Annotated in this window: 20 protein-coding genes and 1 pseudogene; 7 read left to right on the top strand and 14 right to left on the bottom strand. The window is 62.3% G+C overall.

The window, feature by feature from the left end:
- Positions 1 to 22 precede the first annotated feature (22 nt).
- The 7 genes from recO to lptF all read right to left on the bottom strand — a co-directional run bounded on the left by recO (position 23) and on the right by lptF (position 7,719).
- Entirely contained in the window at positions 23 to 712 is a 690-nt protein-coding gene (recO, locus tag V5F23_RS05175) for a DNA repair protein RecO (RefSeq protein WP_042731858.1), read from the bottom strand.
- Between the two features lie 169 nt (positions 713 to 881).
- On the bottom strand, positions 882 to 1,784 hold the full coding sequence (era, locus tag V5F23_RS05170; protein WP_047737114.1) for a GTPase Era: 903 nt from the start codon (positions 1,782 to 1,784) through the stop codon (positions 882 to 884).
- Positions 1,777 to 2,466, bottom strand: a complete 690-nt coding sequence (gene rnc / locus V5F23_RS05165) for a ribonuclease III (RefSeq protein WP_042732747.1) — start codon at positions 2,464 to 2,466, stop codon at positions 1,777 to 1,779. Before rnc ends, era begins: the two co-directional genes overlap by 8 nt.
- Before the next feature lie 184 nt (positions 2,467 to 2,650).
- On the bottom strand, positions 2,651 to 3,505 hold the full coding sequence (gene lepB, locus V5F23_RS05160) for a signal peptidase I (protein ID WP_042732746.1): 855 nt from the start codon (positions 3,503 to 3,505) through the stop codon (positions 2,651 to 2,653).
- A 9-nt stretch (positions 3,506 to 3,514) separates the two neighbouring features.
- Complete coding sequence (gene lepA, locus V5F23_RS05155; protein ID WP_042732745.1) at positions 3,515 to 5,311, bottom strand: translation elongation factor 4; 1,797 nt, start codon at positions 5,309 to 5,311, stop codon at positions 3,515 to 3,517.
- A 232-nt stretch (positions 5,312 to 5,543) separates the two neighbouring features.
- A complete protein-coding gene (lptG, locus tag V5F23_RS05150; protein ID WP_042731878.1) occupies positions 5,544 to 6,605 on the bottom strand; it encodes an LPS export ABC transporter permease LptG in 1,062 nt (353 codons plus the stop codon).
- Positions 6,598 to 7,719, bottom strand: a complete 1,122-nt coding sequence (lptF, locus tag V5F23_RS05145) for an LPS export ABC transporter permease LptF (RefSeq protein ID WP_042731877.1) — start codon at positions 7,717 to 7,719, stop codon at positions 6,598 to 6,600. Before lptF ends, lptG begins: the two co-directional genes overlap by 8 nt.
- A 366-nt stretch (positions 7,720 to 8,085) precedes the next feature.
- Here lptF and V5F23_RS05140 point away from each other — a divergent pair, with 366 nt between their 5' ends.
- The 5 genes from V5F23_RS05140 (at position 8,086) to rlmF (ending at position 14,712) form a co-directional block, all read left to right on the top strand.
- Positions 8,086 to 9,576 (top strand): leucyl aminopeptidase, encoded by a 1,491-nt coding sequence (locus tag V5F23_RS05140; RefSeq protein ID WP_042731876.1) that lies wholly within the window; start codon positions 8,086 to 8,088, stop codon positions 9,574 to 9,576.
- Positions 9,577 to 9,636: 60 nt separating this feature from the next.
- Entirely contained in the window at positions 9,637 to 10,065 is a 429-nt protein-coding gene (locus V5F23_RS05135) for a DNA polymerase III subunit chi (RefSeq protein ID WP_338497718.1), read from the top strand.
- Positions 10,066 to 10,072: 7 nt separating this feature from the next.
- Complete coding sequence (locus tag V5F23_RS05130) at positions 10,073 to 10,450, top strand: hypothetical protein (protein WP_042731874.1); 378 nt, start codon at positions 10,073 to 10,075, stop codon at positions 10,448 to 10,450.
- 128 nt (positions 10,451 to 10,578) lie between these two features.
- A complete protein-coding gene (locus tag V5F23_RS05125; protein ID WP_042731873.1) occupies positions 10,579 to 13,431 on the top strand; it encodes a valine--tRNA ligase in 2,853 nt (950 codons plus the stop codon).
- Between the two features lie 255 nt (positions 13,432 to 13,686).
- Complete coding sequence (gene rlmF, locus V5F23_RS05120) at positions 13,687 to 14,712, top strand: 23S rRNA (adenine(1618)-N(6))-methyltransferase RlmF (RefSeq protein ID WP_047737118.1); 1,026 nt, start codon at positions 13,687 to 13,689, stop codon at positions 14,710 to 14,712.
- A gap of 96 nt (positions 14,713 to 14,808) precedes the next feature.
- Here the strand turns inward: rlmF and V5F23_RS05115 are convergent, their stop codons facing one another.
- Positions 14,809 to 15,090, bottom strand: coding sequence for an HU family DNA-binding protein (locus V5F23_RS05115; protein ID WP_003178349.1), 282 nt, complete (start codon positions 15,088 to 15,090; stop codon positions 14,809 to 14,811).
- A gap of 396 nt (positions 15,091 to 15,486) precedes the next feature.
- Between V5F23_RS05115 and yejK the strand changes: the two genes are divergently transcribed.
- Both yejK and V5F23_RS05105 read left to right on the top strand, forming a co-directional pair.
- Positions 15,487 to 16,491 carry a nucleoid-associated protein YejK gene (gene yejK, locus V5F23_RS05110; RefSeq protein ID WP_042730182.1) on the top strand — a complete coding sequence of 335 codons (1,005 nt, stop codon included), beginning with the start codon at positions 15,487 to 15,489 and terminating at the stop codon, positions 16,489 to 16,491.
- A gap of 175 nt (positions 16,492 to 16,666) precedes the next feature.
- Positions 16,667 to 16,945, top strand: coding sequence for a hypothetical protein (locus V5F23_RS05105; RefSeq protein WP_042730181.1), 279 nt, complete (start codon positions 16,667 to 16,669; stop codon positions 16,943 to 16,945).
- 29 nt (positions 16,946 to 16,974) lie between these two features.
- Here the strand turns inward: V5F23_RS05105 and V5F23_RS05100 are convergent, their stop codons facing one another.
- From V5F23_RS05100 to V5F23_RS05075, 6 genes and pseudogenes are all read right to left on the bottom strand, one after another.
- Positions 16,975 to 17,910, bottom strand: a complete 936-nt coding sequence (locus V5F23_RS05100; RefSeq protein ID WP_042730180.1) for a glutathione S-transferase family protein — start codon at positions 17,908 to 17,910, stop codon at positions 16,975 to 16,977.
- A 57-nt stretch (positions 17,911 to 17,967) separates the two neighbouring features.
- Positions 17,968 to 18,300: a GIY-YIG nuclease family protein gene (locus V5F23_RS05095; protein WP_042730179.1), complete on the bottom strand. Its 333-nt coding sequence runs from the start codon at positions 18,298 to 18,300 to the stop codon at positions 17,968 to 17,970.
- 40 nt (positions 18,301 to 18,340) lie between these two features.
- Entirely contained in the window at positions 18,341 to 18,811 is a 471-nt protein-coding gene (locus tag V5F23_RS05090) for a nuclear transport factor 2 family protein (RefSeq protein ID WP_042730178.1), read from the bottom strand.
- Positions 18,812 to 18,898: 87 nt separating this feature from the next.
- Complete coding sequence (locus tag V5F23_RS05085; RefSeq protein ID WP_234407995.1) at positions 18,899 to 20,203, bottom strand: CynX/NimT family MFS transporter; 1,305 nt, start codon at positions 20,201 to 20,203, stop codon at positions 18,899 to 18,901.
- Between the two features lie 61 nt (positions 20,204 to 20,264).
- Positions 20,265 to 20,357: pseudogene (locus V5F23_RS05080) on the bottom strand (GntR family transcriptional regulator); the annotation flags it as partial.
- Between the two features lie 191 nt (positions 20,358 to 20,548).
- Positions 20,549 to 21,313, bottom strand: a complete 765-nt coding sequence (locus V5F23_RS05075; RefSeq protein WP_042730176.1) for an amino acid ABC transporter ATP-binding protein — start codon at positions 21,311 to 21,313, stop codon at positions 20,549 to 20,551.
- Positions 21,314 to 21,322 lie beyond the last annotated feature (9 nt).

The following is a 21,322-nucleotide window of genomic DNA, read 5'->3' as shown; positions in this document are numbered from 1 at the left end:
CGGCCCACAGCATACGGGTTGATCAAGGCTTGTGAAACAACTCGCGACTGACCAGCGGTTTGCCACCCAGGTGAACCGCCAGGGCCTGGCGCATCAGACGCTTGGCCGCCGACAAGGCGCCTGGCGCGGTCCAATCGGCTTCGGCCATGGCCAACAGTTCGGCGCCGTTGAACAAGCCCGGTTGCAACAGGTAGACCTGCTCGAGGCCGGCATCCACTTGCAAGCGGTACAGGCCGTCGGCCGCGATGGGCGCGCCATGCAGGTCGGTGTCCAGGGCAAAACCATAGCCAAGGTCATCCAGCAGCCGCCATTCGAACGAGCGCAACAGCGGCTCCAGCGGGCGGCCTTCGGCGAGGGCTAGCAGGGTCGCGGCGTAGTGGTCGAAGACCGCGGGATGGGGATCTTCGGCGGGCAGCAGGCGGATCAGCAATTCATTGAGGTACAGGCCGCTGAACAACGCCTCGCCATTGAGCCAGGCGGCAACGCCCTGGCTTTCCATGCGCCCGACATTCTTCAACTCGCCCCGACCGCGCAATTCGACTTCCAGCGGCACGAACGGCCGCGCCAGGGTCCCGGCCTTGCCCCGAGCCCCACGCAACACCGCCCGCAGCCGCCCTTGCGGCGTGAGGAAGTCCACCAGGGCGCTGCTTTCGCGGTAGGCGCGCGAATGCAGGACGTAGGCGGATTGGGCGATGGGTGGGCTGGAGGACATGGAAGTTGAAGTCTCACTGACGGAGCACAATTGTATAAACGACCCAAAACCAATGTGGGAGCGGGCTTGCTCGCGAAGGCGGTGTATCAGTTAACAATGATGTCGACTGACAGGACGCATTCGCGAGCAAGCCCGCTCCCACAAGGTCCGTGGTGTACGGCCGGACGGATTACAGGTCGCCGTAACCCAGCGAGCGCAACGCCCGCTCGTCATCCGACCAACCACCCTTCACCTTGACCCACAGGTTGAGCATGATCTTGGAGTCGAACAGCAGCTCCATGTCCTTGCGCGCCTCGGTGCCGATGCGCTTGATGCGCTCGCCCTTGTCGCCAATGATGATTTTCTTCTGGCCGTCACGTTCGACGAGGATCAAGGCGTGGATGTGCAGGGTCTTGCCTTGCTGCTTGAACTCTTCGATCTCGACGGTGATCTGGTACGGCAGCTCGGCGCCCATCTGGCGCATGATTTTCTCGCGCACCAGCTCGGCGGCCAGGAAACGGCTGCTGCGGTCGGTGATCTGGTCTTCCGGGAAGAAGTGATCGTTTTCCGGCAGGTGTTCGGCGATCACCCGCTCCAGCGCGTCGAGGTTATGGCCGTGCTGGGCCGAGATCGGGATGATCTGGGCGTTGGGCAGTTGTTCCTGCAACCAGGTCAGGTGCGGCATCAGCTCGGCCTTGTCCTCGATGCGATCGGTCTTGTTCAGCGCCACGATCAAGGGACCGGTCACGTACTGGACGCGTTCGAGGACCATCTGGTCTTCTTCGGTCCACTTGGTGCGGTCGACCACGAAGATCACCACGTCGACGTCTTTCAACGCCGCCGACGCCGTTTTGTTCATGTAGCGGTTCAACGCCTTCTCGCCGCCCTTGTGCATGCCAGGGGTGTCGACGTAGATCGCCTGCACGGCGCCTTCGGTCTTGATGCCCAGCATGTTGTGGCGGGTGGTCTGGGGCTTGCGCGAGGTGATCGCCAGCTTCTGCCCGAGGATGTGGTTCAGCAATGTGGACTTGCCCACGTTCGGCCGGCCAACAATGGCGACATAGCCGCAACGGGTCAGGGTTGTATCAGTCATTGCCATTCTCCACGCCCAGGGCAATCAGTGCTGCGGCGGCCGCTACCTGTTCGGCAATACGACGACTCACACCCTGGCCTCGGCTTTTTTCATTCAGTAAGACAACTTCGCATTCGACGAAGAAAGTTCGGCAATGCGGCTCGCCCTGGATATCCACGACTTCGTAGCGCGGCAGCTCGCAACTGCGCGACTGCAAAAACTCCTGCAGGCGCGTCTTCGGGTCCTTGTTGGTGTCCACCAGCGTCAGGCTGTCGATCTCGGAGGTCAACCAGGCCAGCACGCGCTCGCGAGCCTTTTCCATGCCGGCGTCCAGGTAGATCGCGCCAATCAACGCTTCCAAGGCATCGGCGAGGATCGACTCGCGGCGAAAACCACCACTTTTCAACTCACCGGAACCCAGGCGCAGGTAGTCACCCAAGTCGAAACCACGGGCCAGCACGGCCAGGGTCTCACCTTTTACCAGGCGCGCGCGCAAACGCGACAACTGGCCTTCACGGGCCAGCGGGAAGCGCTCGAACAGCGCCTCGCCGGCGACGAAGTTGAGGATCGCATCACCGAGGAATTCCAGGCGCTCATTGTTGCGACCGGCAAAACTGCGGTGAGTGAGGGCCAGGAGCATCAACTCCGGATCCTTGAAGGTATAGCCGAGCTGGCGCTCGAGACGGCTTAGAGAAACGCTCACGGTTTACCCACGTAGAGTTCGTGGCTGGATTCCACTGCCAGGCCGGCAAAGCGCCGTTGGCTTGGGACAATTAACGCTGTGTTCAAAAATAACGTCCTGACTATCGTTGGCTTCAAGCTTTCGGGCAGCCTTATGCAGGCTCCAGAAATGCATTCGGCGCTGTGTTCAACAGCGCCGTGTGGGATTACTTGATCAGGCCAACCCGCGAGAAATTCGGCAGGTGGCTGAGTTTGGGTTCCGGCCAGCTCATCCAGACTGCAAAGGCCTTGCCGACGATATTGCGGTCGGGGACCATGCCCAGCAGGTCCTTGGGAATGTTCGGATCATCCCAGTACCGGCTGTCGTTGGAGTTGTCGCGGTTGTCACCCATCATGAAATAGTGCCCCGCCGGCACGGTCCACGAATGGTCCGGCGTCGCGCGATAGCGGCTCATCTCCTTGCGGATCAGGTGCTCGACCGCGCCGAGTTTTTCCTTGTACAGCTCGGCGCTGCCCAAGGTGCCCGGCTCGGAGCCGAGCAACTGTTCGGCCACCGATTCGCCGTTGACGAACAGGCGCTTGTCGGCGGTGTAGCGGATCGTGTCGCCTGGCAGGCCTACCACCCGCTTGATGTAGTTGACGTTCGGGTCGCTCGGGAAGCGGAACACCATCACATCGCCGCGTTGCGGGTCACCCACCTCGATGACCTTCTTGTCGATCACCGGCAGGCGGATCCCGTAGGAAAACTTGTTCACCAGGATGAAGTCGCCCACGTCCAGGGTCGGCTTCATCGAGCCGGACGGGATCTGGAACGGTTCCACCAGGAACGAACGCAGCACCAGCACAATGAACAGCACCGGGAAGAACGACTTGCCGTATTCGACCAGCAGCGGTTCCTTGTTGAGTTTCTCGACCACCACACCGTCAGGCTGGCTGACGCTGCCCTGATAAGAGGCAATGGCCGCCCGGCGCCGGGGCGCCAGGAACAACAGATCAAGCAACGCCAACAAGCCGCAGACAAACACGGCGATAACCAGCAACAGCGGGAAATTTAGCGACATAGGACCTAACTATTCCAACCTGAGCACTGCAAGGAAGGCTTCCTGTGGAATTTCCACGTTACCGACCTGCTTCATGCGTTTTTTACCGGCCTTTTGCTTTTCCAACAGCTTGCGCTTACGGCTGACGTCGCCACCGTAGCACTTGGCCAATACGTTCTTTCTGAGCGCCTTGACGGTTGTACGCGCCACAATCTGCCCGCCAATGGCGGCCTGGATTGCCACGTCGAACATCTGCCGCGGAATCAGTTCCTTCATCTTCTCGGTCAATGCACGACCTTTGTAGTGCGCGTTGTCACGGTGCACGATCAATGCCAGGGCATCGACTTTCTCACCGTTGATCAGCACATCCAGCTTCACCAGATTAGCCGATTGGTAACGATCGAAATGATAGTCCAGCGAAGCATAGCCGCGACTGGTGGATTTCAGGCGATCGAAGAAGTCCAACACCACTTCGTTCATCGGCAGGTCGTAGGTCACCTGGACCTGCGAACCGAGGAACAGCATGTCGTGCTGCACGCCACGCTTTTCAATGCACAGGGTAATGACGTTACCCAGGTGCTCCTGAGGCACAAGGATGTTGGCCCGCACGATCGGCTCACGCATGTCCTCGATCGCCGACAGGTCCGGAAGCTTGGACGGGTTGTCGACGTAGATGGTTTCACCGTTCTTGAGCAACAGCTCGAAAATCACCGTCGGGGCCGTGGTGATCAGGTCCAGGTCGTATTCGCGCTCCAGGCGCTCCTGGATGATCTCCATGTGCAGCATGCCCAGGAACCCGCAACGGAAGCCGAAGCCCAGGGCGTCGGAGCTTTCCGGGGTGTATTGCAGGGACGAGTCGTTCAGGGTCAGCTTTTGCAGGGCTTCGCGGAAATCCTCGAAGTCGTCGGAGCTGACCGGGAACAGACCGGCATAGACCTGGGGCTGGATACGTTTGAAGCCGGGCAGCACATCGACGTCGGGGGTGGAACTCAAGGTCAGGGTATCGCCGACCGGCGCCCCGTGGATGTCCTTGATGCCGGCGATGATGAAGCCCACTTCACCGGCCTTGAGGTCGGTGGTAGCGGTGTGTTTCGGGTTGAATACGCCGACGCTGTCCACCAGGTGGATCTTGCCGGTGGACTTGACCAGGATCTTGTCGCCCTTCTTCACGCGGCCTTGGCGCACGCGAACCAGGGAGACCACGCCCAGGTAGTTGTCGAACCAGGAGTCGATGATCAGCGCTTGCAGCGGATCTTCGATGTTGCCGGTCGGCGCGGGAATGGTGGCTACCAGGCGCTCGAGCACTTCGTCCACGCCCAGGCCGGTCTTGGCACTGCACGTCACGGCGTCGGTGGCATCGATGCCGATGACTTTCTCGATTTCTTCCTTCACACGGTCCGGATCGGCCTGGGGCAAGTCGATCTTGTTCAGCACCGGCATGACTTCCAGGCCCTGCTCGATGGCCGTGTAGCAGTTGGCGACCGACTGTGCCTCGACGCCCTGGCCGGCATCGACCACCAGCAGCGCACCTTCACAGGCCGCCAGCGACCGGCTGACTTCATAGGTGAAGTCAACGTGGCCGGGGGTATCGATGAAGTTCAGCTGATAGGTGATGCCGTCGCGAGCCTTGTAGTAAAGGGTAACGCTGTGGGCCTTGATGGTGATCCCGCGCTCACGCTCGAGGTCCATGGAGTCGAGCACCTGGGCTTCCATTTCACGCTCGGCCAGGCCGCCGCAGATCTGGATAAAGCGATCGGCCAGCGTCGACTTGCCATGGTCAATGTGGGCGATGATGGAGAAATTGCGGATATGACTCAAATCACTCACGGGTCAACACTCAAAAAGGCTGCAGGCATAGCCCGCCGAAAAATAGCCGGCGATTGTACCTGATAGACCGCGCGAGCGTCACGTTCGCCTGTCGATGAGCGTTTGTTGTGAGGGAGCTTGCTCCCGCCGGGCTGCGAAGCGGCCCCCTGCGGCTGATAGATCCTGGGGCTGCTGCGCAGCCCAGCGGGAGCAAGCTCCCTCGCCACAGAAGCCCGCTCGCCCTGAGTTTGAATCAACCCGCCCGGCGCAGCAGCCAGAGCCCGGCCAGGGCGCACACGCCTGCCGGTACCAGCACCGCGAACAGCGGCGAGAAGCCGAACACCAGGCTCGACGGGCCGAGCAGGTCCTGGGCGATGCGGAAGGTGAAGCCCACCAGCACACCGGTAAACACCCGCTGACCAAGGGTCACCGAGCGCAACGGGCCGAAGATGAAGGAAATCGCCATCAACACCAGCGCGGCGGTCACCAGCGGCTGCAACACCTTGACCCAAAAAGCCAGCCAGTAGCGGCCGTTGTTAAGGCCCTGGTCGGCCAGGTAGTGGATATAGCCCCACAAACCGGTGATCGACAGGGATTCGGGCGCCATCACCACGGTACTGAGCAATTGCGGGCTGATGGACACGTCCCAGCGCTCTTGCGCCGCGGCAACCACTTCGGTGCGCTTGTCGTGGAACAGGGTGGTGGTGACGTCGCTCAGTTGCCAGTGGTCCTCGGCAAAGTTGGCCTTCTTGGCAAAGCTCGACGAAAGCATGTGCCGCTGGTCGTCGAACCGGTAGCGGGTCACGCCATAGAGGATGCCGTTGGGTTGCACCGAGTTGATATGGATGAACTCGTCGCCCTGGCGGTGCCACAGGCCATGCTTGGCGCTTTGCGCATCGCCGCCGCCCTGGGCCAGGGAGCGATTGGCCTGGGCCGTGTTCTCGGTGGCCGGGGCGATGTACTCACCGATCAGCACCCCCACCAGCATCAGCACCAGCATCGGCTTCATCACCGCCCAGACGATCCGACCGATGGACACGCCCGCGGCGCGCATGATGGTCAGTTCGCTGTTGCTGGCCAGGCTGCCCAGGCCGATCAGGCAACCGATCAGCGCGGCCATCGGCAGCATGTCGTAGAGCCGGCGTGGCGCGGTCAGCAGCACGTAGCTGGCCACGTCTACCAGGGTGTAGGTGTCACTGACGTCGCTCATCTCGTCGATGAACGCAAACAGGGTCGCCAGGCCAAGGATGATCCCCAGTACCGCGAGGATCGCCATGAACACGCTGCTGCCGATGTAGCGGTCGAGTTTAACCACGGGCCACCTCCAGCGCGCTGCGACGACTGGCCAGCTTCAGGCGCAAAGGCTCCCAATAGAGCAGCCCCAGGCCAATGGCCAGGAATATCCCATGCACCCACCACAGACCCAGCGTGGGCGGGATCTTGCCTTTCTCCAGGGCACTGCGGGCGGAAATCAGGATGGTCAGGTAAGCCATATACAGGAGAATCGCCGGCAGCAACTTGAGGAAACGACCCTGGCGTGGGTTGACCCGCGCCAACGGGACCGCCATGAGGGTCACGATAAACACCAGCAGCGGCAGCGACAGGCGCCATTGCAGCTCGGTACGGGCGCGAATGTCATCGCTGCCCAGCAGGCTGGCGGTGGGCATGGCGTCGCGGTCGGTGACTTCTTCGCTGACTTCGGGCTTGGGCAGCAACACGCCATAGGTGTCGTACTTCACGGCTCGGTAGTCGGCCTGCCCCGGTTTGCCGTCGTAGCGGTAGCCGTTTTCCAGGATCAGGTAGCGATTGCCCTCGGGGCTGATCTGCTGCTTGCCCTTCTCGGCCACCAGCACGGAAATGCCGCGGTCCTTGCTACCGTCGGAAGACAGGTTCTTTTGCGTGATGAAGACGCCGGCCAGGTTGATCCGGTCGTCCGACAGCTGTTCGGTATAGGTGACCCGCGTCCCGTCGCGCAGCGCCTGGAAGCGCCCCGGCACCAGGGTGTCGAATTCGGTCATCGCGTCCTGCTGGTTGATCAGCAACTGGAACTGGTTGGCGCCCTGGGGCGACAGGCTCAGGCTCAGCCACGCCACCAACAGCGCGACCACCGTGGCCGGGAAAAGCGTCATGCGAAACAGGCGTTGCTGGCTCATGCCGGTGGCCGAGAGCACGGTCATCTCGCTGTCCAGGTACAGGCGGCCGTAGGCCAGCAGGATACCGAGGAACAAGCCCAGCGGCAGGATCAGTTGCAGGAAGCCCGGCAGGCGGAACCCCATGATCAGGAACAGGGAGCCCGGGTCCAGGGCACCGGAAGCCGCCTGCGCAAGGTATTTGATGAAGCGCCCGCTCATGATGATGACCAGCAGCACGGCGCTGACCGCGCTCAGGGTCAGCAGGACTTCGCGGGATAGATAACGAAAGACGATCACACCAGACACTCCAGGATTGTCAGGCTAGGGTTTGCACGAAAAGTGCCTGCGCGACTTTTCAGACAAAAACCTAAGGTGGCCAAACAAGCGAACAGATCGAGCCGGCCCACCACAGCGCGCCGCCGAAAAAAGAGCCGCATTATCCTGTGATTGGAGGCGCCTGTCACTTCGCACGCTTTAAGCCGCTGCTTAAAGCCGTGAAGTTAGCGTCGCCGAGGGTTGTCAGGCTCGGGCGCCGGGGTTCAAACTGCGGCCTTTGTCGCCGGCGCGACCGTGACTGCTTCACTCAGGACGGGTGGCGAGCGAGCTTGCTCCCTCGCCACAGTCAGCGCCTGGCATCTTGACCAATCACTCAGGGATCCGAACATGGAACTGGTTGTAAAAAGCGTCAGCCCAGAAACGTTGAAAACCGCCACACTGGTGGTTGCCGTCGGCGAAAACCGTAAGCTCGGCGTCGTCGCCACCCAGCTCGACGCCCTGAGTGGCGGCGCCATCTCGGCGGTGCTCAAGCGCGGCGACCTGGCCGGCAAGGTCGGCCAGAGCCTGTTGCTGCACAGCCTGCCCAACCTCAAGGCCGAGCGCGTGCTGCTGGTGGGCGTGGGCAAGGACACCGAGCTGGGCGACCGTCCCTTCCGCAAGATCATTGCCGCAGCACTGGGCACTCTCAAGGGCCTGGGCGGCGGCGAAGCCACCCTGGCGCTGGACGAACTGGTGGTCAAGGGCCGCGACAGCTACGGCAAGAACCGCCTGCTGGCCGAGACCCTGGTGGACGGCGACTATCAGTTCGAGCGTTTCAAGAGCCAGAAGGCCGAACCGCGCGCCCTGAAGAAAATCACCCTGCTGACCATCAAGGCCGCCCAGGCCGAGGTCCAGCGCGCCGTGACCCACGCCACCGCGATCGCCAACGGCATGGCCTTCACCCGCGATCTGGGCAACCTGCCGCCGAACATCTGCCACCCGACGTTCCTCGGCGAACAGGCCAAGGCCCTGGGCAAGGAATACAAGGCCCTGAAGGTCGAAGTCTTCGACGAGAAGAAGATCAAGGACCTGGGCATGGGTTCGTTCTACGCCGTCGGCCAGGGCAGCGCCCAGCCGCCGCGCCTGATCGTCATGCAATACAACGGCGGCAAGAAATCCGAGAAGCCGTATGCACTGGTCGGCAAGGGCATCACTTTCGACACCGGCGGCATCAGCCTCAAGCCGGGCGCCGGCATGGATGAGATGAAGTACGACATGGGCGGCGCCGCCAGTGTGTTCGGCACCCTGCGCGCCGTGCTCGAACTGCAACTGCCGATCAACCTGGTGTGCATCCTGGCCTGTGCCGAGAACATGCCGAGCGGCACCGCTTCGCGCCCAGGCGACATCGTCACGACGATGAGCGGCCAGACCGTCGAGATCCTCAACACCGACGCCGAAGGCCGCCTGGTGCTGTGCGACGCCCTCACCTACTCCGAGCGCTTCAAGCCGCAGGCGGTGATCGACATCGCGACCCTGACCGGCGCCTGCGTCGTCGCCCTCGGCGCCCATACTTCCGGGCTTCTGGGCAACAACGACGAGCTGATTGGCCAACTGCTCAACGCCGGCCAACTGGCCGATGACCGCGCCTGGCAACTGCCGCTGTTCGATGAGTACCAGGAACAACTGGACAGCCCGTTCGCCGACATCGCCAACATCGGTGGCCCGAAAGCCGGGACCATCACCGCAGCGTGCTTCCTGTCGCGCTTCACCAAGAACCTGAACTGGGCGCACCTGGACATCGCCGGCACGGCCTGGACCAGCGGCGGCAAGGACAAGGGCGCCACCGGTCGTCCAGTGCCCCTGCTGACCCAATACCTGCTGGACCGCGCCAAGGCCTGACACCAATGACCGTCGCCGGCGTTGCCCACGGGTGACGCCGGCAGCGGCTCAGGAACCGCAATGACCAAAGTCGATTTCTATATCCTGCCCAGTGCCGATCCATCGGCACGGCTGGATTTTGCCTGCAAGCTCACGGAAAAGGCCTGGCGCATGGGCCACTGCATCTACCTGCATTGCAGCGATGCAGCCCAGCGCGACGACCTCGATGCGCGCCTATGGGCCTTCAAGGGCGAAAGCTTCGTGCCCCACGGCCCGGCCGAGAGCGAGCCCGAAGGGCTGATCGTCCTGGGGTTGGGGACCGATTGCGGCCAGCATCAGGACCTGTTGGTCAACCTCGACCTGAAAGTACCGGCCTTCGCCTCGCGCTTCGCCCGGGTGGCGGAAGTGGTGGTGGAAGACCCGGCCATCCGGCAAGCCGCGCGGGAGAGTTTCCGTTTCTACCGCGAACAGGGCTATCCTCTGCAAGACCACCGTTTACAGCGACTCTGAGCCTACGATGGACACTCCAAAACCACCGCAAAAGCCCGCGCACCTGCTGGATGACCTCGAGTCGATCCGCCAGTTGCTCGGCGACGACAACCTGCAGCCGCCGTTGTTGACCGACACGGTCGTGCATGAACCTGCGCACGAAGAACAGATCCCGCTGCTGTTCGACCCGATCAACGGCCAACCCGAACCCCAGCCCGCTGCCAAGGCCGAGCCCAAGGGGCCTGATGCCTTGCTGCACCTGGACAGCGAACTGCGCGCCGCCGCGCAACTGATCCTGCAAGACGTCATCGACGACTTCGCCCCGCACATCGAGACCGAGCTCAAACGTCGCCTGGATGCCAGGATGGAGCGGCTGCTCGCCGCAGCTACAAGCGCCAAGCTTTAAGCCGCAAGTAAAAGCAAAAGCAAAAGCCAGCTTCTCCTCTTGCAGCTTGCAGCTTATAGCTTGCCTCTGCCCGCAGGGCTATACTTGCCGGCTTTTCCTGAATAAATGCCAATAGGGTCCCGCCGCGCATGGATAAGACCTACCAGCCGCACGCCATTGAAACTTCCTGGTACAACACCTGGGAGTCCGAGAATTATTTCGCTCCGCAAGGCGCGGGCGATTCCTACACCATCATGATCCCGCCGCCGAACGTCACCGGCAGCCTGCACATGGGCCACGGTTTCAACAACGCGATCATGGACGCCCTGATCCGTTTCCGTCGCATGCAGGGGCGCAACACCCTGTGGCAGCCGGGCACCGACCACGCCGGTATCGCCACGCAGATGCTGGTGGAGCGCCGCCTCGAAGCCCAGGGCCAGAATCGCCATGACCTGGGCCGCGAAAAATTCCTCGAGAAGGTCTGGGAATGGAAGGATGAGTCCGGTGGCAACATCAGCCGCCAGATCCGCCGCCTCGGCTCGTCCGTGGACTGGAGCCGCGAGCGCTTCACCATGGACGACGGCCTCTCGGAAGCGGTGAAGGAAGCCTTCGTGCGCTTGCACGAGGACGGGCTGATCTATCGCGGCAAGCGCCTGGTCAACTGGGACACCAAGCTGCACACCGCCATTTCCGACCTCGAAGTGGAGAACCATGACGAGAAAGGTTTCCTGTGGAACCTGAAGTACCCATTGGCCGACGGCGCGAAGACCGCCGAAGGCAAGGATTACCTGATCGTCGCCACCACCCGTCCGGAAACCATGCTGGGCGACTCGGCCGTGGCGGTGAACCCGAACGACGAGCGCTACAAGGCCCTGATCGGCCAGTTCGTGGAACTGCCCCTGGTCGGCCGTCGCATCCCGATCATCGGTGACGATTACTGCGACCCCGAGTTCGGCACCGGCTGCGTGAAGATCACCCCGGCCCACGACTTCAACGACTACGAAGTCGGCAAGCGCCACAACCTGCCGCTGCTCAATATCTTCGACAAGAACGCCAACGTCCTGCCGGCTGCCCAGGTGTTCAACCTCGACGGCACGTTGAACGAAAGCATCAACGGCCAGATCCCGGCGGAATACGCCGGCCTCGACCGCTTCGAAGCGCGCAAGCAGATCGTCGCGGCCTTCGAAGCCGCCGGCCTGCTGGTCAGCGTCGACGATCACGCCCTGAAGGTGCCCAAAGGCGACCGCTCCGGCACCGTCATCGAGCCGTGGCTGACCGACCAGTGGTACGTGTCCACCAAGCCTTTGGCCGAGCCGGCGATTGCCGCGGTCGAAGACGGTCGTATCCAGTTCGTGCCCAAGCAATACGAAAACATGTACTTCTCGTGGATGCGTGACATCCAGGATTGGTGCATCAGCCGCCAGCTGTGGTGGGGCCACCGTATTCCGGCCTGGTATGACGAGTCGGGCAAGGTCTATGTCGGCCGCGACGAAGCCGAGGTGCGCGCCAAGCACAACCTCGGGCCGGACGTGGCCCTGCAACAGGACAACGACGTCCTCGACACCTGGTTCAGCTCGGGCCTGTGGACGTTCTCGACCCTGGGCTGGCCGCAGCAGACCGAGTTCCTGAAGAAATTCCACTCCACCGACGTGCTGGTCACCGGCTTCGACATCATTTTCTTCTGGGTTGCCCGGATGATCATGCTGACCATGCACCTGGTGAAGAACGAGGACGGCACGCCGCAGGTGCCGTTCAAGACGGTCTACGTCCACGGCCTGGTGCGCGATGGCCAGGGCCAGAAGATGTCCAAGTCCAAGGGCAACGTCCTGGACCCATTGGACATCATCGACGGCATCGACCTGGAAGCGCTGGTGGAGAAACGCACCACCGGCCTGATGCAGCCGACTCCAAAACTGCTGAAGAAAATCGAGAAGCAGACCCGCGAAGAATTCCCGGACGGCATCGCCAGCTTCGGCACCGACGCGATGCGCTTCACCTTCTGCTCCCTGGCGTCCACCGGCCGCGACATCAAGTTCGACATGGGCCGCGTCGAAGGCTATCGCAACTTCTGCAACAAGATCTGGAACGCCGCGCGCTACGTGCTGGATAAGGGCGAAGACTGCGGCCAGAACGGCGAAGCCTATGAGCTGACCCTGGCCGATCGCTGGATCATTTCGCAGCTGCAACGCACCGAAGCCGAAGTGACCCGCCAGTTGGAACAGTTCCGCTTCGACCTGGCCGCGCAGGCCCTGTACGAGTTCATCTGGAACCAGTACTGCGACTGGTACCTGGAACTGTCCAAGCCAGTGCTGTGGGACGAGAACGCACCGATCGAGCGCCAGCGCGGCACCCGTCGCACCCTGGTGCGCGTGCTGGAAGTGGCGTTGCGCCTGGCGCATCCGTTCATGCCGTTCATCACCGAGGAAATCTGGCAGCGCGTCGCACCGCTGGCCGGCGCCGAAGGCAAGACGATCATGCTGCAACCTTGGCCGGTGGCCAATGAAACCCGCATCGATCCAGCGGCCGAAGATGACATCGAGTGGCTCAAGACCTTCATGCTGGGCCTGCGCAACATCCGCGCCGAAATGAACATCGGTCCGGGCAAGCCGCTGACTTTGTTCCTGAACAACGCCAACGCCGAAGACCTGCGCCGCCTCAATGAGAACGAAGCGCTGCTCAAGAAACTGGCGAAGCTCGAATCGGTGACCGTTCTGGCCGCCGGCGAAGAAGCGCCCCTGTCGGCCACCGCCCTGGTCGGCGAGATGGAAGTGCTGGTGCCAATGGCCGGCCTGATCGACAAGGCTGCCGAACTGGCGCGCCTGGACAAGGAAATCGGCCGTCTCAAGGGCGAAGTGCAGCGCGTCGGCGGCAAGCTGTCCAACGCCGGCTTCGTCGACAAGGCCCCGGCCGACGTCATCGAGAAGGAGCGGGCCAAACTGGCCGAGGCCGAACAGGCCTTGGGCAAGCTGGCCGAACAGCACGCGCGGATTGCCAGCCTGTAACAACACGCCGCAACGAAAGCAGGAGGCCCTGGTGGCCTCCTTTTTCCTGCCCGGCACTTTCTCCCGACCACCGAAAATCCGTTGTTGGAGCGGGCTTGCCCGCGAAAGCGGTGGATCAGACAGCCTATTGGTTAACTGACACACCGCCTTCGCGAGCAAGCCCGCTCTCACATTTAATCGGCGCAAGCCTCAAGACCAGGATGGATGTGGGACAATGCCCGCCACTTTTTGAGCCACCCCCGAATCGACTCGCCCATGACCGCCCCTCGCACGCCCAAACCTGCCCGCCAAAAGCCCAAGCCCGCCACCGAGGCCAAGACCGTGGCGCCACGGGAGAAGGCCAGCCTGCACCCGCGCAACCGCCACCAGGGCCGTTATGACTTTGCGGCGCTGATCAAGTCTACGCCCGAGTTGGCCAGGTTCGTGATCCTCAACCCCTACGGCAAGGAGAGCATCGACTTCGCCAGCCCCGAAGCCGTGCGGGTGTTCAACCGGGCGCTGCTCAAGTCCTTCTATGGCATCGCCCATTGGGATATCCCCGCCGACTACCTGTGCCCGCCGGTGCCCGGGCGGGCGGACTATGTGCATTTCCTGGCCGACCTGCTGGCCAGCCATAACGACGGTGAAATCCCCCGTGGGGCGGCGGTGAAGGTGCTGGACATCGGCACCGGTGCCAACTGCATTTACCCGCTGGTCGGCTACAGCGATTACCGCTGGCACTTCCTCGGCTCGGAGATCGACCCCACGGCCATCGCCTCGGCCAAGGCCATCGTGCAAGCCAACGGGTTGAACAAAGTCATCCAACTGCGCCAGCAAACCCAGCGCAAACAGATTTTGCTCGGCCTGCTCGATGACGCCGAGCGCTTTGACCTGACGATGTGCAACCCGCCCTTCCACGCCTCCCTGGAGGAAGCCACCCGGGGCAGCCAACGCAAGTGGCGGGCACTGGGCAAGGCGGATCCCAAGCGCAAGTTGCCCGTGCTGAACTTCGGCGGCCAGGCGGCCGAGTTGTGGTGCGAAGGAGGGGAAGCGCGTTTCGTCACGCAACTGATCAGCGAAAGCGCCCAGGTGGCCGGGCAGGTGCTGTGGTTCAGCACCCTGGTGTCGAAGGCGTCGAACCTGCCGGCGATCCAGGCCGCGCTGAAAAAGGCCGGCGCGCGGCACAGCCAGGTGGTGGAAATGTCCCAAGGGCAGAAACAGAGCCGCTTCGTGGCCTGGACGTTTCAGGACGAGGCGCAACAACAGGCCTGGCGCCAGGCACGCTGGCTGCGCAAGCAATAAGACATCAGGGTCGCGATGCCAGGCTGACTGGCTTTTTCAAGGCAATAAAAAACCGTGCCCGGATCGCTCCTTGGCACGGTTCTACTTGCAGCGGTCTTACTTGTTGACCGCGTCGGTCAGGCCTTTGGCCACAACCAGCTTGATTACTTTCTTGGCAGCGATTTCGATGGCAGCGCCAGTCGAAGGGTTGCGGCCGGTACGGGCAGGACGCTCGGTGACTTTCAGCTTGCCAACGCCTGGCAGAGTGAGTTCGCCGCCGTTTTCCAGCTGATCGGCAACGATTTGGCCCAGTTGGTCCAGCAGTGCACGCACGGTGGTTTTCGGCGCGTCTACGGCTTCAGCCAGATCAGCGATCAGTTGGTCTTTAGTAAGAGCCATGTAGTGTTCCTTCCCTATCAAATTCATATGGATTGCAGAGTGCAGTGTCAGCCATCGAGCCCGATCCATCTTGATCAGGCACCCTCGGCAATCACCGCGACGGATCGGGGTAATAGATGCCAAAAACCGGGTTTGGTTCGACCTGACAAATGCTGAATGCACGCTTAACGCAGTGACTTCGCGTAAGACCGGGCAAAACTAGCACAACGCCTGTGAAATATCCGCCTCTAGCTACCCATTTGGTCAGCTTTCTTGCGCTAAAACGGTAAAAAAATGCATATGGGCTGTCGGACGGCTCTGAAAGAGCCTTTGCCGGGTTCCAAAACCAGTGATTGCGGTACACTGAGCCCTTTTTCGGGGAGCGCGCCCTCCTCTCTTTCATCAGCCGAGAAATCCATGCCGATCCGTCACTGCATCGTCCACCTGATCGACAAGAAACCCGATGGCACCCCTGCCGTGCTCCATGCCCGCGACTCCGAGCTGAACGAGTCCACGGCCATCGAGAACATGCTCGCCGACCTCAACGAGAGCTACAACGCCAAGCAAGGCAAGGCCTGGGGCTTTTTCCACGCCGAGTCCGGGGCGCACCCCTTCAGCGGCTGGCTGAAGGAGTACCTGGACGGCGGCAAGGATTTCACCGCCTTCAGTCGCGTGGCGGTGGAGCACCTGCAAAAGCTGATGGAAGAATCCAACCTCTCGGTGGGCGGCCATGTGTTGTTCGCCCATTACCAGCAGGGCATGACCGATTACCTGGCGATCGCGTTGCTGCACCACAGCGAAGGCGTGGCCGTGACCGAGGAGCTGGACGTGACGCCCTCCCGCCACCTGGACCTCGGCCAACTGCACCTGGCGGCGCGGATCAACGTGTCGGAATGGCAGAACAACAAGCAGTCCAAGCAGTACATTTCCTTCATCAAGGGCAAGAACGGCAAGAAAGTCTCGGAGTACTTCCGCGACTTCATCGGCTGCCAGGAAGGCGTCGACGGCCCCGGTGAGACCCGCACCTTGCTCAAGGCCTTCAGTGATTTCGTCGAAAGCGAAGACCTGCCCGAAGACGATGCCCGGGAAAAGACCAAAACCCTGGTGGACTACGCCAGCAGCCAGGCCAAGCTCGGCGAACCGATGGGCCTGGAGGAACTGTCCGAGCTGATCGACGAAGAACGCCCCAAGGCCTTCTACGATCACATCCGCAACAAGGACTACGGCCTGTCACCGGAGATCCCGGCGGACAAGCGCACCCTCAACCAGTTCCGCCGATTCACCGGCCGCGCCGAAGGGCTGTCCATCAGCTTCGAAGCGCACTTGCTGGGCTCCAAGATCGAATACGACGAAGAAGCCGGCACATTGATCATCAAGGGGTTGCCGACGTCCCTGACGGACCAGCTGAAACGGCGAAATTGATGAGTCGGGCGGCCTGATATCCCATCAAGCCCGCTCCTGACCACCGGTCAGGACTGTCAAGGTCTACAGTATCGCCCTCCCTGGCAAATCCATTTTCATAGACGACAGCGCCTCGGCAGAAACACCGCCGAGGCCGTCCTCTGCCAGATTGCTTCAACAGATGGAGCCTATGGAAATGAACCCACTACGCCGCAGCCCTGTTCAACGTCGGCTGATCCAAATCGTCGGCCCGAGCCTGTTGTTCCTGCTCATCGGGACCTATGCCAGTTCCGCTTCAGCCGCGTCCTATTTGTGCAAGTACCATTCGATGCCGGGATTCGTCTTCGTAAAAAACCTCTTCGTGAGCGCATCCAGCACCCAGGACGCACTGACACTGGCCAGGGCGACCTTCAAACAAGAAAGCTTCTATGCCGACTACAACTGGATCACGTGCGAAATTCCTGTCAGCCCATGATCCAGCGCTGAACTGCCTGGGGCGCCGGGCTACTGAGCTGACAGCTTGAACCCCAGCCGCGGAAAGTGCACATGCACCACCCCGGCGCGCTCGTCCTCCCGACGCAGGATCAGCGTTTCCCGCCCGGCGAACACCAGCTCCCCCGCCACCGGATCGACACCGTAGTCGGTCGCGGCAATCGCCACCCGTTGCCCCAGGGCAAATCCGTTCGGCTCCTCGAACGACTCCTCCGGCAAGGCTGCCGGCGTTGCATTCCGGGCGACGTCGAGGGCCTGTTCGGCACTCATTTCGCTCGCTGCCCCATGGCCGAAGCCCAGCACCCGTGCCAGCCACGCCGACACCGCCGGATATGCATCCACCAACGGCGAGGTCACCGGGGTGCCCTTGAGGAACCACAGCGGATGGGCCATGGCGAAGTCGGCGATCGAGGGCTCCCCCAACAGGAAGTCGCCTTCCTCGCGCTGCAACTGCTGCTCGAGGCGCGCCATGATCGTTGGCCACTGATGCTTGGCCTGCTCGGCCGCCAGACGCGTGGCACTGCCGCCACTGAACAGTCCGGCACGATCGGCGATGAACGCCTTGATCGCCTCGGGCGACAACTTGGCGAAGCGCATGGCAATCGACTCGGGCTGGAACACCAGGCTCACCGCATGCTGGAACACCACCGAGTCGGCCCACGCGGCGAAAGATGCCGCGATCATTTCGCGGCCCTCGGGGAACAACGCCGGCGAAGCCTTTTCCTGCTCCAGCCGGCGAGCGATCAGGGACGTGTCGCAATAGACATCGGCGCCGACCTGCAACACAGGCGTCTTGCGGTAGCCCCCTGTCAATGCCGTGAGGTCAGGCTTGGGCATCATCGGCGGGATGTGCACCGAGCGCCAGGACAAGCCCTTGAACCCCAGCAACAGCCGGGCTTTCTCCGCGAAAGGAGACGTCGGGTAATGATGAAGGATCAGCTCTGACATAGAATTGGCCACTGCAGGAATGAGGGCTTGCAGCTTAGCGCGCCACGCAGAAGCAGCCTACTGGCCTGATGAAGGTGTATCAGCGCGGTTGATGCTGGCGACCAGGCATTCCTTGGCGCTTTTCCTGAGCTTCTTGATCAGCCGCTCCTGGCGCAGGGCCTCGCCCTTGTCGCGGCAGGCTTCGGTGTACACCAGCGCCACGGCCGGGCTGGACAGGAAGAAGCGCGCGCCCTTACCGCTTTGATGCTTGGCGAAACGCCGTACCGGGTCATCGCTGATGCCGCAGTACAACGCACCATTGGCCGCCCGCACCAGGTAGACGAACCAGGGCTTGCCCGGTTCGGTGGGGCCTTGTGCAGGCAACTCGGAAAGTTCGTTGGCGGTCGTCAAGGGATGTTCAACAGGTGCGCAAAAACAAACCGCGATCTTATCAGCGACTGGCCTGGAAGGCTCGCAACCCTTTGAGGGCCTGGGCCCGGACCGCATTGCGCACCAGTGGCGTCCAGCCCAGCAACAGGCCCTTGGCGCCCAGCGCCTGGCGGGACCAACGCCACAGGTCGAAACTGTCGTGATGCTCGCAGATCTTGCCATCGCGGAAAACGAAACGCGCCTGGATGTCGTTGATCACGATGTTGCCGGTCTGGCTGAACAGGTAGGTGGCCACCCAGTGGGCGCCGCCGGTGCGGTCATCGCTGCGCACGCTGTCGAAGGTCAGGGAAAAGTCCTTGGCCCGCGTGGTGAGCATGCGCCACATGTCGCCCGCGTCACGACCACGCAGCTCACCGAACGCCGGGTCACTGAACACCACGTCGTCGGTGTAGCAGGCGCTCATGGCTTCGGCGTCCAGTCGCTGGAAGGCCTGATAAAAACGGGTGATCAGGGCGTTGTGGGCATCACTCATGGACAGACTCCGGCATTCGTTTGAATAGAGGTGCACGATAATCTGCCTCGGCGACGAAGACTATCGTCATTCGCCATGAAAATGACATCAACGAAGCCCGGTGACCCGTTCGCTGCTGACGCCGACGTACCGCGCCCGGCCTGCGCCGATACCGGCGATCATCGCGCCCAGGCCCACCAGGCCGAAGATCCAGCCCAGGGCGTTCCAGCCGCCGGTCAGGTCATGGACCACGCCCACCGCGAACGGCCCCAGCGATGCCAGCGTGTAACCGAAGCCTTGGGCCATGCTGGAAAGGTTCGCCGCCACGTGGGCGTCCCGCGAACGCAGGACGATCAGCGTCAGTGCCAGGCTGAACGTCGCGCCCTGCCCCAGCCCCAGCAGGATAGCCCAGCCCCACAAGCCTTCAATGGGCGCATAAAGGCAGCCGAACAGCCCGCCGAGGGTCATGGCCATGACGATCACGATGGCCAGCCGCTGGTCCTGGCCGCGCGTGGCCAGCCACGGAGCGGCCAGGGAGCTGACCAACTGGACGATGACCGAGCCGGACAGCACCAGGCCGGCCTGGGTCGGGCTCAGACCGCGCCCGATGAGGATCGACGGCAACCAGCCGAACACGATGTAGGCCAGGGACGATTGCAGGCCCATGTACAACGTCACCTGCCAGGCCAGCGGATCGCGCAACAGACCGCGGACCCGATACGCCACCTGGTGGGCACCGTGCTTCTGACCCACTTGCGGCAGCCAGAAGACCGCGGCCAGCAGGGCTGGCACTGCCCAGAAGCCAAGGCCCAGGGCCCAGCGGTGGTCCAGGTGTTCACTCAAGGGCACGGTGGCCCCGGCGGCCATCGCCGCTCCCAGGCACAGCGCCATGGTGTAGACGCCGGTCATGGTGCCGGCCTGCCTGGCGAAGTCACGCTTGACGATACCCGGCAGCAGCACGCCGATCACACCGATGCTGGCACCCGCCAAGAGGCTGCCGACGAACAATCCGACCTGACCGAACGAACTGCGCAAGACAATTCCCCCGGCCAGCGTCAGCAGGATCCCCAATACCACGCGCTCCGCCCCGAACCGTCGCGCCAGCACCGGCGCCAGCGGCGCGAACAGGCCCAGGCACAACACCGGCAGCGTCGTCAGCAGACCGGCCTGGGCCGCCGACAGGCCAAGGCTTGCGGACACCTCGCTGAGCAGCGGCGCCATGCTCGACAGCGCCGGACGCAGGTTCAGCGCCACCAGGATCAGGCCGAGCAGCAACAGCCAAGGGCGGCGCACCAACGGATGGCTCCGTTGGGTCTGCTCGTCGTCGGCTTCGGCGTCGATCAGCATTTCTTCGAGTTCAGCGGCGTGCCGGGGCGTCGTCGAGGGGCGGTGGTCAAGCGGATGACGGGACATGGAAAGCTCGGTTTCAGGGTTCATGGATCAATTGCCGGCAGGGACTTGGCCCATTGCGGATCAAGTCGAACACAGATTGATGACGAGGAACGATGTGGGGGCGCCGGCGCGATTGCGCACCGATCACGCTACAAAAATAGCGGTACAACCCGCTGGGCGCCGTATGGCGGCGGTGAAATCACAAACTGAATTTTCTGACATGTTAGTCAGCTTTATGTAGTACGGCAACCGCCTATGGCGATGGGGGAGGGAAATTAAGTATGCGCTTGCTCGACCGCGACCCGCACGCGGTACAAAAAACAAACCCGGAGCAGTGTCCGGGTTCATTTCAGCGCCTGGGACCGATCAATGCAGGATCTGGCTCAGGAACAGCTTGGTGCGGTCGTTCTGCGGGTTGTCGAAGAAGTCGTTCGGCGCGGCCTGCTCGACGATCTCACCCTTGTCCATGAAGATCACGCGGTTGGCCACGGTGCGGGCGAAGCCCATTTCGTGGGTCACGCACAACATGGTCATGCCGTCTTCGGCCAGGCCGATCATGGTGTCGAGTACTTCCTTCACCATTTCCGGGTCGAGGGCCGAGGTAGGCTCGTCGAACAGCATGATCTTGGGCTTCATGCACAGGGCACGGGCGATGGCCACACGCTGTTGCTGGCCGCCGGAGAGCTGGCCCGGGTACTTGTGCGCCTGCTCTGGAATGCGTACGCGCTCCAGGTAATGCATGGCGATTTCCTCGGCCTTGCGCTTGGGCATCTTGCGTACCCACATCGGCGCCAGGGTGCAGTTCTGCAGGATGGTCAGGTGCGGGAACAGGTTGAAGTGCTGGAACACCATGCCGACCTCACGGCGGATCGCTTCGATCTGCTTGAGGTCGTTGGTCAGTTCCACGCCATCGACCACGATGCGGCCCTGCTGGTGCTCTTCCAGGCGGTTGAGGCAGCGGATGGTGGTGGACTTGCCGGAGCCCGACGGGCCGCACAGCACGATACGCTCGCCCTGCTTGACGTTCAGGTTGATGTCTTTCAACACGTGGAACTGGCCGTACCACTTGTTGACGCCCTGCATCTGAATAATGCCTTCAGGGCTCACAGGCTTTTTGATTGCTTCACTCATGAGTCAACT

The organism is Pseudomonas sp. WP18 (assembly GCF_036689585.1).
Taxonomy (GTDB): Bacteria; Pseudomonadota; Gammaproteobacteria; order Pseudomonadales; family Pseudomonadaceae; genus Aquipseudomonas; species Aquipseudomonas chlororaphis_E.
Note: the sequence above shows the minus strand (reverse complement) of the source record. Positions and strands in the feature narration are given on the sequence as shown.